13 protein-coding genes are annotated in these 11,765 nt (G+C 28.9%); 5 read left to right on the plus strand and 8 right to left on the minus strand.

What is annotated here, in order from left to right; translation table 11 throughout:
• The first annotated feature begins 414 nt into the window (after window positions 1-414).
• The 3 genes from ACJDTP_RS26575 (at window position 415) to ACJDTP_RS26585 (ending at window position 2,440) form a co-directional block, all read left to right on the plus strand.
• Window positions 415-993 carry a sigma-70 family RNA polymerase sigma factor gene (locus tag ACJDTP_RS26575; RefSeq protein ID WP_406762910.1) on the plus strand — a complete coding sequence of 193 codons (579 nt, stop codon included), beginning with the start codon at window positions 415-417 and terminating at the stop codon, window positions 991-993.
• A gap of 369 nt (window positions 994-1,362) precedes the next feature.
• Window positions 1,363-1,893, plus strand: coding sequence for a hypothetical protein (locus ACJDTP_RS26580; RefSeq protein ID WP_406762911.1), 531 nt, complete (start codon window positions 1,363-1,365; stop codon window positions 1,891-1,893).
• Window positions 1,894-2,239: 346 nt separating this feature from the next.
• Entirely contained in the window at window positions 2,240-2,440 is a 201-nt protein-coding gene (locus tag ACJDTP_RS26585; RefSeq protein WP_406762912.1) for a YvrJ family protein, read from the plus strand.
• A 78-nt stretch (window positions 2,441-2,518) separates the two neighbouring features.
• Here ACJDTP_RS26585 and ACJDTP_RS26590 read toward each other — a convergent pair whose 3' ends face one another.
• Window positions 2,519-2,959, minus strand: coding sequence for a helix-turn-helix domain-containing protein (locus tag ACJDTP_RS26590; protein WP_406762913.1), 441 nt, complete (start codon window positions 2,957-2,959; stop codon window positions 2,519-2,521).
• A gap of 250 nt (window positions 2,960-3,209) precedes the next feature.
• Here ACJDTP_RS26590 and ACJDTP_RS26595 point away from each other — a divergent pair, with 250 nt between their 5' ends.
• Both ACJDTP_RS26595 and ACJDTP_RS26600 read left to right on the plus strand, forming a co-directional pair.
• Entirely contained in the window at window positions 3,210-3,434 is a 225-nt protein-coding gene (locus ACJDTP_RS26595) for a DUF1659 domain-containing protein (RefSeq protein ID WP_406762914.1), read from the plus strand.
• A gap of 186 nt (window positions 3,435-3,620) precedes the next feature.
• The gene (locus tag ACJDTP_RS26600; RefSeq protein WP_406762915.1) at window positions 3,621-3,839 is read left to right on the plus strand and encodes a DUF2922 domain-containing protein; all 219 of its coding nucleotides are present in this window, start codon (window positions 3,621-3,623) and stop codon (window positions 3,837-3,839) included.
• Between the two features lie 72 nt (window positions 3,840-3,911).
• Here the strand turns inward: ACJDTP_RS26600 and ACJDTP_RS26605 are convergent, their stop codons facing one another.
• The 7 genes from ACJDTP_RS26605 to ACJDTP_RS26635 form a co-directional block, all read right to left on the minus strand.
• Complete coding sequence (locus ACJDTP_RS26605) at window positions 3,912-4,682, minus strand: type II toxin-antitoxin system HicA family toxin (RefSeq protein WP_406762916.1); 771 nt, start codon at window positions 4,680-4,682, stop codon at window positions 3,912-3,914.
• Between the two features lie 95 nt (window positions 4,683-4,777).
• Window positions 4,778-6,124, minus strand: a complete 1,347-nt coding sequence (dnaB, locus tag ACJDTP_RS26610) for a replicative DNA helicase (RefSeq protein WP_406762917.1) — start codon at window positions 6,122-6,124, stop codon at window positions 4,778-4,780.
• Between the two features lie 91 nt (window positions 6,125-6,215).
• Window positions 6,216-7,169, minus strand: a complete 954-nt coding sequence (locus tag ACJDTP_RS26615; RefSeq protein ID WP_406762918.1) for a DnaD domain protein — start codon at window positions 7,167-7,169, stop codon at window positions 6,216-6,218.
• Between the two features lie 447 nt (window positions 7,170-7,616).
• Window positions 7,617-8,093 carry a recombinase RecT gene (locus ACJDTP_RS26620; RefSeq protein ID WP_406762919.1) on the minus strand — a complete coding sequence of 159 codons (477 nt, stop codon included), beginning with the start codon at window positions 8,091-8,093 and terminating at the stop codon, window positions 7,617-7,619.
• The gene (locus tag ACJDTP_RS26625) at window positions 8,093-10,066 is read right to left on the minus strand and encodes an AAA family ATPase (protein ID WP_406762920.1); all 1,974 of its coding nucleotides are present in this window, start codon (window positions 10,064-10,066) and stop codon (window positions 8,093-8,095) included. The genes ACJDTP_RS26620 and ACJDTP_RS26625 overlap by 1 nt, the downstream gene beginning before the upstream one ends.
• 122 nt (window positions 10,067-10,188) lie before the next feature.
• Complete coding sequence (locus ACJDTP_RS26630) at window positions 10,189-10,980, minus strand: phage antirepressor (protein ID WP_406762921.1); 792 nt, start codon at window positions 10,978-10,980, stop codon at window positions 10,189-10,191.
• Between the two features lie 45 nt (window positions 10,981-11,025).
• On the minus strand, window positions 11,026-11,250 hold the full coding sequence (locus ACJDTP_RS26635) for a helix-turn-helix transcriptional regulator (protein WP_406762922.1): 225 nt from the start codon (window positions 11,248-11,250) through the stop codon (window positions 11,026-11,028).
• Between the last annotated feature and the right edge of the window lie 515 nt (window positions 11,251-11,765).

Genomic DNA, 11,765 nt, shown 5'->3' on the forward strand with positions numbered 1-11,765 from the left:
AATATGGTTCCTACTCAGACAATAGACAGGCTATGCGTCCGAATGTAGAAACCAATTTGCAACATATATATATAAATAAAATTGTAGTGTCGCTTAGAATGTAAAATTTTACACAATATGTCTAATTAATTAATATTATATAATATAATTCATAATAAATATATAAATTTCATATTAATTTATATAAATATATCGAATATTGGTGTAACCTTCAATTTTATCATTGCCCTTCCATCTTAAGTTGTACAATCACAGGAGATTTCGCAATTTTTATTATAAAATTTTTCATTTTTATACACCTCCATTGGAGATATATGCAATTTTACCATATATACTATATGTAGAGATAATTTCATCTCTCTCACTACATATAGTAGTAAAATAATTTTGTACAATTATCACAAGGAGGTCTGTATGGATTTTAATTACATTGAAGAACTAGTTTATAAATGTAAAAATGGAGATATGTTATCAAAAGATAAATTGGCTGAGGAATTTAAGCCTTTAGTCATTAATATTTCTAAAAGAACTTTTATTGATGGTTATGACATACATGATCTTCATAATGAATGTTACAAATCATTATTTAAATGTGTTTCCATGTATAATTTAGAAAAGCATAGATTTGTTGCTTATGCTACTAATGCAATTAAAAATAATATGAATGATCTTATAAAGCGAATTAAAACTAGAAGCTCTACTGAAGGATATGATGCTTTAAGTTTCTATGATGATTTTGAAAAAGATTTGCCTTCTCAGGATATCAGCTTAGAAGATTTATTTTGTGAGGAATGTGATTATACGGATTTAAGACTAGCCCTAAATAATTTAAACGATGATGAAAAAGAACTTATAGATTTTATTTTCTTTAAAAACAACACGGTTCAAAATTATGCTCACTTTAAAAAGATGTGTTATTCTACTGCTACTCGAAAAAAGAAAGTTGCTTTAAATAAAATCTTTAACTATATTTCCCTAAATTATCAAGCTTAAAGCTCCAAGGTTTGCCCTTGGAGCTCTTATTTTTTTACTGATATTATTAAATTCAAATATAATGTCAGATGAACTTGTTATTTTTTAATTGGCTTTTCGAACTTCCACCGCGGGCATTTTATATAAATTCTTATATTCTAAAATTCCTAAATTCTTAAATTCTTAAGAATATGCACATTTGAAAAAAGCAGCTATGCTGCAACTATGATCATAAAATTAGCTCTATGCTACAATTAAATAATTTTTTCTTAAAAATATAAATTCTAAAATTCTTAAGAATTTTAGAATCTCTAATAAATAGCCATATATCTTTTAAGAGTCAACATAAAAATACTTCTAAATAAACTGCCAAAGGAGGATTTATAATTTATGGCTGGAAAAAGAGCTGCAAAGGTTCCTAAAAATGATTTTGAATATGATGAAGGTGAAGTGTGTGGTTTTTCTAGTGAAGTCCCTTTAACTGGTGACTGCATTTCTTCCTTCTGTTTTGATGATGATTCTGATATTTATAATATTCAAACTAATTCTGAATGCAAATCCATTAATGATACTACTTCTTATGAAGGTACTAAAACTAATATTCAAGTTAATACTGCTACACCTAGTAACAGCACTATTCAAAATAATATACCTAAATCTATAGAAATAAAAAATACTCTAAGCTCTACAAAAGACATATTTGATAATAGAAGGACTCCACTTCCTAATGGTGCTGTTCCTGCTATTGATGGTGAGACCCCAACTATTAAAAGAAGCTACACCCTTAGAAGTTCTACCATAAGAAAAATAAATGAATTAAAAAACATACATACAGATCTTAATGTATGTGTCAGCACAATAGTTGATATTGCCATAGATTATTATCATGATCACATTGTAAATGAGGGCGGCACACAATAATTTATTTCATATATATATATTCAATGCACAATGCACAATTCACAATGCTCAATTCTCAATTCTCAATTCACAATTTACAATGCTCAATTTTAAATTCATAATTCACAATTCATAATTCACAATTATCAATTGTCAATTTTCAATTGATGATTCTAATTTCACGATTCACGATGTGCAATTCTCAATTTACAAAGCTCAATTATGGGTAAAATTCTTGGAATATTTTTAGAATTATCATGAAGAAGTATTTATGCATTGTATATATTTTAGTTTTAGGCACTATTTGTTTTCTAACGTGAAATAATACGCTTTGTATCATATATCCCTTAGGGGAGGTGATAAAAGTATGGATATAACTGAATTAATTAATATTATTGTTAATAATGGCTTTGCTATTGCTGTTGCCGCATATTTGCTAATTCGCTTAGAAAAACAAATTAACAACTTATCTAGTTCAATTAATAAACTAAATACAATAATATCAACCAAGCTTGGAGTTGTTATAGATTCAGATGGATCTGGTGATGATTCTCATAATGTAGCTTGAAAAAAGGCAATAAACATTATAGATTTGATGTTTATTGCCTAAAATTGTTTATACTTTTAATTATCGCACACCCCTTTTTTATCTATAGAGATTCTTATGTTTTTTGGATATTAAAACCTGAACCAAATCTTTTAAAATTACCACATCCTTATTTGTAATTTTATCATCTTCCAATAGTTTTACTAAACGTTTAATATTGTTAGGTTTTTTAGAACAACGAAATTTTCCGTTTGTATCTAAATTATTATTATTATTATTAATATTATTATTAGTAGTAGTTCCCAGATCTAATTTTTCATCTTGATTAAAGCCTAGGAGGAAATCTGTAGTAACATTATAATATGAAGCTAATCTTTTTAAGTGATCATATATAGGATTTGCTTTACCAGTTTCCCATTTAGAAAGCATACTGCCAGTAATACTAATTTTAAACATTTCATTAATTTCATCTGCTAATTGATCTAATGTAATATTCTTATTTAACCTAAGATTCTTAAGAATTTTGCCAGTAATATTCATATTTCGCCTCCACAATGTAATTGATTGATTTAAAATTAAGTATACAATTATTAACATCATCAATCTACAAACTACAATTTATAATTTATTCATTAATTAATTATAACATATTTTGCCAATGATAAGGTATTCATTTTTCATTAATTCCCATTTAATTTCTTTATTTTTATCATATTTTTTATGAAAATAGGTAATCCTTCAATTTTGTACATATATCCTCTATGAAAATAAAATAAAGGAGGTAAAGACTATGGCTGTAAATAAAGTTCCTAACTCTGCGTCACTTAGTATTGAAGTTCAAAAAGATATTGATAAAGCCGGCGATCCAATTTATGCCAAAAAGACTTTTTCTAATGTCAAAACAGATGCTGATGCTCAAAATGTCTACGATGTTGCTGAAGCAATCAAAGGTGTTTTAGAAGCTCAAACTAGAGATTGCTTTATCAATGAATCTTCTAGTTTAGTAAATGCTTAAGCAGGTAAATGAGATAAGCGAGATAAGTGAGATAAGTGAGAGTCCAAATCTATGATTTGGTTTCTCGAACTTAGTTAAATCATGTATATGATTTAACTTCCTTAAATCGCTTACTCTTAGAGTACTCCTACAACACTAGGAGTAGGAGTTTCCTAAGCTCTAAACTGAATGAAAGGGGTGAATTAAATGGAATATACTTTATCTATGACTTTTTTAACTGAAGCTGGCGAAAAGAGTACTTTAAGCATTTCTGGTGTTAAATCTACGATTACTAAAGCCGAAGTAAATACACTTATGGATGTTGTCATTGCCAAGAATATTTTTAAAACTGATTCTGGCGATTTAGTTAAGAAATCCGGTGCTCAATTGACTCAAAGACAAGTTACTAAATATGAAGTAGCTTAGGTCAAATTAAGGCAAAAAAATAGAAGCTTATCTTTCAATAGATTAGCTTCTATTTTTTATGTTCTAAATTAATTAACTTGCTTTATTGGCATGAATTTGCTTTTGTATCTGAATCATTAACCCATATTTTAATTCATGAGCAGGAATTGGTACTATTTTATTAGTTTTATTGTGCTGCATAATAATATGATCTCCACTTTGCCTTACCTGCTTGTACTCATTTTTCTCTGCTAAATCAATCATTTCTTTATAATCAAATATCTTAAAATAATCTTTTTTCTGATTCCTTTTAAGCTTTTCTAATAATTCTACTCTCTCATCATATTCCTTATTTCTTGTATCAATTATGTCTTTAATTGTCATAAGATCCCAATAAACGTCTTGCAATACCTCAATGTCACCCATGGATCCCATATCAAATTCAGCGTACATATTAATAAGCTTTTTAGTAAATATATCCATTCTTCTATTAAACATAAGAAGATCTTTCTTTGTAGTTATAAATCTACTTACAATTTGAATCATAGTACATTTCAGCTGTGCTGCTTCACTTCCACAAACGTACATATATTCTTTCATCTTATCTCTGCTATTTTCATAATCATCTTTCATTTGAATATACTCTTTAACCAGTTTTTCTACTTCTTCTTTTAATGGATCACCTACAATAGCATTTACATTTAATTTATCTATTAATTTCCCAATTGAGTATTTTAAGTTGTGAGCTTTTATATACACATCATCTAGCAGCTCATATTTGTACTTATCATATTTTCCTAAAATGTCTAATGTTTTGTCGGTATTTTCTTTTTCTAATTGATTAAATTTTATTATCCAGTTCATTTCGCACACCAACTTTCATAAATTTTCACAAAACCCATTTTGTTACTTTTAAACCATGTAATTGTATACAATTATACTATATTTTCCAAATCCAATCAATATGTTAATAAAACTGATTTATTATTAAATTCTCTCTTTGCTAAATCCCCTACCTTTTGATATCTATCTACATATGCAAATTTTAAGGTTCCAGTTCTTCCATTACGCTGCTTGCTTATGATCCATTCAATTATCCCCTTATCTTCTGACTCTGGATGATAATAATCATCTCTATACATAAACATCACTAAATCTGCATCCTGTTCAATATTTCCAGATTCTCTTAAGTCTGAAAGCATAGGTCTTTTATCTGCTCTTTGTTCTACTGCTCTTGATAATTGACATAGGAGGATTACATTCACATCTAATTCTTTTGCTAAAGCTTTAAGCCCCTTTGTGACTTCCCCTATTGCCAAATCTCTAGTCCCTCTTTCTGGAATGTTCATTAAAGTTAAATGATCTATTATGATTACATCTAATCCATGGGCTTGCTTTATTGCTTTTGCTTTTGCCTTTATTTGAAGTAATCCTTGGTTTGAACTACAATCTGTGAATACCTTATTTCTGGTAGCTAATTCATTAGACATCATTGTAATTTTCAAGAAGTCATCATCACTTAATTTCCCAAATCTTAATTTTTCAGCTTCTATATTTGCATTGTAAGACAGCCTTCTTATTCCCAAAGATTCTTCTGTCATTTCCAATTCTGATAAATACACAGTATAACCATTTTTGCCTAGTCCATCCATTATATTTAATGCAGTTAATGTTTTTCCCATAGATGGTCTGCCAGCTATTATGACTAATTCTCCTTTTTGCAAGCCTCCAGTTCTCTTATCAAAAGTTGCAAATCCAGTTTGCATTCCAGGTATTTCCCCACCCTTTTGATACCTATTTTCTATTTCTTTTAATGTCTTTACCATAAGATCACTATCACTAAATATTGAACTTTTATTTCTCATATCATTTGCTAGATTTTCTGACATTTTGCTTATAGCCTCTTGAGGTGCTAAATTTTCATCATACATACACTCTGTAGCTTTATATAGTTCTTTAATAGCTTTTCTTCTATAGGACTTGTCCTTTAAGATTTTTATATACTCTTTTGCTTTTATTGGCAGTCCGCCTATAGCTATATCAGTTATATATGTTATTCCTCCAGCCTTTTCAAGATTTTCTTTACCTATCTCATTTACTAAAAGTGTTATATCAATATCTTTCCCATCAGCAAACAGCTTGCATATAGCAGCATAAATAATTTGATGGAACGTTTTATAAAAATCCTCGACTTTAACTTCATTAATTATTTCCGCCAATATGTTATTGTTATAGAATATACCACTTAATATCTCTTGCTCGCACCTAACATCATTTGGAAGTGTCTGTATATGTTCCAAGTCCATGCTCCCCCTCCTATCTCGTATAATTTAGTAGTTAGCTTTTAGGCAAATAGACTTGTTATTTTTTATGTGCCTCAATTAATTTCTAATCATCTTAATTATCCAAGACGCTATCCCCAAAATCTTTGTAAGCACTTGCATTTGCTCTGTGCAGTGCTGCTTTCCTATCTCTTCCATCTGCTTTCCAATTCTGCAATATAGCCAATAAATATTTATAGTTTATCTTTCCTCTTTTCATAGATTCTGTTGCTGCATCTATTAGCCACTTAGCTGAATATACTTCAATATCTGCTGATATTAATTCCATAAGCTTAGGTGACATTATAAATCCACATTTTTCAAAATGCTTAAAAACTTCATTATTAGAACTGATGACTACTGACAAGCTCTTTATGTTATCCTTATCTCTAATATTCTTACCTATCTCTAGACTATTCTTATCTAAATCTCTAAAATTCTTATCTAAATCCTGCCTATTCTTCTCTAAATCTCTAGAATTCTTATCTACCTCTACACTACTCTTATATATACTAACCTTATCTAATCTTATCTGAGCATCCGTTTTGTATACAGATTGAGTACAAACCTCTGAATCTTTAAGTTTATTAACTTTGTCTTCATTTACACTTTTGCAGCTTGTCCTTCCTTCTATGAAGATTTTGTCTGAATCATTTACACTTCCCAAGATATTGTCACTGTTAATTTTCCCCAGTGTATAAGCTTTATTTTCCTTTAATGACAGCATAGATTTTTCTTCCCTATAAACAGTTTCCTTATATCTATCTTTTTGAATATAATTGTGAATCTTCCAATGCTTTATAACAATTACACCGCTCTCAAAAATAATTACAAACTTTTTAGCAATTAATAGCTTCAAATCATCCTCACCGCACCCTATCATCCGTTGTATTTTCCTTGGATTATTTATAAAACCATCATCGTCTGCTCTCATTGCTAAATGAAAATATAAAGTCTGCGTTGATAAAGGCATATCTAAAAATGCATCACTATCAATTATTGTCTTAGAAAACATACGTTTATCTGCCATAATTTCACCCCTTGCTAAGTATTGTAAAGATATAGGTACCTAAAATCTTAGAATTATGTGGTAACTTACCGAAAGAACTGGTACTCTATTGTTTCGGTTTCTAGAGAATTAAGCTGTGAATTTCTAACAGCAGAAGTTGTACCCATTTCTGCATGCTCCCACTATTCAGTGTGACAAGCAGTAAATGGAACAACTTCCGCTGAAGAAATACCTACAGCCAAATTCTCAATGAAACACTGCACCAAAGAGTACCAGTTCTTTCTGGTGTGTGGAATGTTTCATTGGTAATTTTGATTGATGTGATTCTTAATTGAAATTCCAAATCTATGATTTGGTCAATTAAGAATCACCCATCAGAATTACCCAGAAACCGAAACAACAGAGTATACATTCTTTCGGTAGGTTATTTAATAAGTCTAAGTTATATATTGTTTATCTATAGATTTATCAGAATGGCTCGTCCACTATTTCTTCTTTAATTTCATCATTTGTTGCTTCAATAGTAGCTTCTGGAGTATATTCATTAGTGCGATTTATTGACTCAATTAATAAGTCGCTATCATCAATAATGGACATAAAATTCTTACAAGCTTTATTTATAACAATCTTTTTAGCTGTTTCATCAGTAAAGCTTTTATGAACACTACTTTGTCCATTAGCTTCTTCTTGATACCATAAATTTTTAATTTGATTAATATTCATTACTTCAACAAAGTTTAAATTATCTTCCTTAACTAAGACTGCATAAGCCCCCTTGATTTTGTTAGTATCTATATTTTCAAACTTTTGCTCATGCCTAGTTATCTTTTTAAGTCCAGTTTCTAAATTTATCTCATATAAAAATTCATCACCTTCGTATATGACATTTGCAAATACATTCTTAACGCCTTTTAATCTTCTTGTTGCTACATTTTTATTTTCCATTATGAAACTCCCTCAACTTTCAATTCTTCATTTAAACTAACTACTAACCTAATTAACTGACTGTCTGTATGAATTATTTGATTTATGGACTCTGCATTATCAATAAAAACTGGTGCATAAACTCCGTAGTGTTCACATAAAGTATTTAATATGCTAAGTCCAGCATTTATTTTACTTGCAGTATTTGCATCACTAAATGGAACTCCATTTATAAGAGCTTCACAGGTTTCACTTAGCCCTCCATTTATTTGGTTTTCAAATAACTTGAATGTTACTGCACCTTTGAATTTCTTATTGATACTATCTTCTAAAAGCTCAACCTTTGTTCTTATAAACTCTTCACTTAGATAGAGCTTGTCTTCAAGTTCTGCAATTTTAATTTGTAATTTTTTCTCTTCTTCATTAAGTTCTTCTATTCTCTTTTTTAAATCTTCATTAACATCTTTCTTGCCTAAAGCAATATTTATTTCTTCTAATTCATCTTGGAAAGTTTTCTTTTTGGCTTTAAGCTCATTATTGTCATTAAATTTAAGCTTGTCCATTTCAGACTGCAATTTGTTAATTCGAACTTGCAATTCCTCTTCGCCTTCGAATTTTATTATTTTTGTATGAGTTAAACTCTCTTTTTCTTTTTCAAATTTTTCTAGCTCTGCATCAAGATTAGATTTTTGAGATTCTAATTCAATTACTTTTAGCCTTAGTGATTCTGCATCATTTTCATTATTCTTAATTTTTTCCGCAAATTCTGTTATGTCTGCTGCAACCTTCTTACCTTTAATTGTGATTCTAGCCAAAACATTTTCCTTTGATTTATTAAATTTAAATAATGCATCAGCTTTAATTTCTTGAATTTTATCTATATCATATTCTCTGCCGCAATGAGGACAACAAACTAATTCAGTATCAAATTCAAATATCTTGTCATACTCAAAGTGATACTCCTTAAGCAGAGTTTGTTTTTCTGATTTCAGTTTTTCTAACTCTTCTTTCATTCCTTCAATATATTTACAGATTCTTTCCCTTTTATTTTTATAATTTCTTATATTAAAAGCAGCATCTTTAACTTTATTTCTAGTTTCATTAATTTTATTTTGAATATCACTTAATGGTTTAATTGACTCTAAATATGCATTATTTCGTTTCTCAGCAAGCTCATCTGTTAATTTAAATAATTCTTTCTGCAATTTAAGTTTCTCGCAACTTACCTTACTGATATCTGCAATTTGTTCATCTAGGGAATTTATATAACCTAAAACAGATTCTTTTTTAACTTCAAGTGCAGCTGCATCAATTACTTTTATATTGTTATTACATTCATCAATTCTAGCTGGAATAGATTTAACTTCTTCCTTAAGCTTTGCAATACTTGCTTTAACTCTTTTATTAAAATTATCAACTCCATCTGTAAGTAATGGTAATAATGGTTTAAGCTTTGAATTATAGTTGATTACACTTTCTTCACTTATGTCTCCTATAATATCTAAAAGAATTTCCCTTTGTTTTTGCCAGTTCATGTTAGGAAAATATAAAGGGCTTGTAATCATCTTAAATAAGTTCTCATCTATGATTCCATTAATAATTGATTGATATTCCTTTTGCTTAACTGGAATTTCATCCACCTCAAAATCAGTTGTACAGCCTTTAAACTCCTTTTCAGCCTTTCCATTAGGTTTAACCCAACGTTCCTTTAAAGTTCTTTTTAATGTTTTATGAGTTCCATCTATATTTAAAACTAAGCTTACCGAATGCTCTAATCCATGAATTACATTATTATTAGGATCTAATGTTTGTATTTCAAAATCACTTCTACCATGTGAATCCTTTCCAAATAATATCCACATGAAAGCATCAAATATAGTTGATTTTCCTGTGCCATTTTCACCTAAGATTGTTGTTAAAGCTTCGAAATTTATTGCTAATTCCTTAATTCCTTTGAAATTTTTGAGCATTAATTTTACAAGTTTAATTTTCATTTTTACCCTCCCATATTGTTAATATTTTTGACCATTTTTCAAAATCCTAATCATATAAGCTTTTAATTTTTTTATGCAGCTCCTGCAAAGTCTAACCCCTTAAACTTCCTTTAGATCACTTGTTACCTTTTTGCAGCTGCTGCACCCATAAGTAAGCTCTCTTCTATTAGCTTCTTAATAATGTATACCTGCCCTTTTCCAGTTACTTTTGTAGTATGATAAGTAAAAGTCTTTTTTTGGGACTCCTTAAAACCTTCAACAACTTCAAAGTATCCTCTATCAATAAATTCCTGCTTGGGCTCTGTTGTATTTTTAAAGATAATTTTCCAATCTCTAAGCTTTTGCCATAATATTTTTTCTCCAATAATTATTCCCTGTTTACATGCTATCTTTGCAACTTCTCTAACCAATAAACTATTTTCAGAAATAGAAATTTGATTAATAAATCTGCTTTTATCCTCTAACTCAATATCTTTTGATTTCAAAATTTCATCTTTCTTCGCTATAGTGTTTTGAGAGATCTGGAGCGCTCTTGCCATTATCTCAAAATCGCTCATATTCTCATTTACTTTAATGTATCCTCCTGTTATTCTTATTTGCCTTAAAACTTTCTTAACTTCCTTTTTAAATTTCTTAGCTATTACTTTTCTGCTTTGCATTAAAACTTCATATAAGCCATCTTCTGTTAAATAAAGCTTGCTTCCACCACTATTACTATTTGTAATAGTTACTTTTTCATCTTCATCAATGGACATTAACATTTTTGAAACATTGTAATAGCCATCACTTGTTTTTGAATAATCAATCCACTCTGCTACATCTTTAGCTAAAAATAATGGATTTTCTGCTGTACCATAAACTCTAAAATCCTTTCCTAAAATATACTGCTGTTTAATAACCTGTAAGTTTTTCACCTTCACTCCCCACTTTCTAGAATATTTTCTTTATTATTGGCTAAACTAACTTTGCATAGTATTCAATAAGTTTACCCTTTTAGCAAAAAAAAGTTGTTCTATTGGCACATTTAAGTAGTCAGATATCTTTTTTGCTTCCTGAAGAGAAAATTGAGTTTTCCCAGTTTCCTTTTTGCTGTAGGTTGTTAATGTAATTCCTAGTATTTCTGCAATATCCTCTTGCTTAACACCTTTCAGCATTCTATAAGCCTTTAATGTTTTATTTGCCATTTTGTTCACACCTCCTTTAGTAAACTTTTAGTTTACTGTGTATATTTAAATAATAGTAAACTTTATGTTTACTGTCAACACTTTTTTTATAAAATTATTAAAATCATATTCATTTAGTTTACTTCTGTTTGATAAAGTCAACTAAATGTTTATAATTACTTATATATGATTTAATGCACAATGCTCAATTTGCAATTCACAATGCTCAATTCACAATGCTCAATTTGCAATTCACAATGGGCAATTCGTAATTTGCAATGTAAGATTGTTGTTGAAGCTCATGGAGAAAGTTGGAATAACAAGATATAAAATTTTGATTCTCACTTTTTGAAGCATCACTTTTTGACTACAGCTTTTGATCATCGCTTTTCCTTGCAGGATTTCTTAATTTATACTATGGAATTATTTTTTAAAAAAATAATTAAAAAAATAAATAAATATATAAATGAGGATATTTCATAATTAAAATATCCGAATCTGTGGATAACTTTTAGAAATTTTTAAAAAAAGCCGAT

This window comes from Candidatus Clostridium helianthi (assembly GCF_045310795.1).
GTDB lineage: Bacteria > Bacillota > Clostridia > Clostridiales > Clostridiaceae > Clostridium > Clostridium helianthi.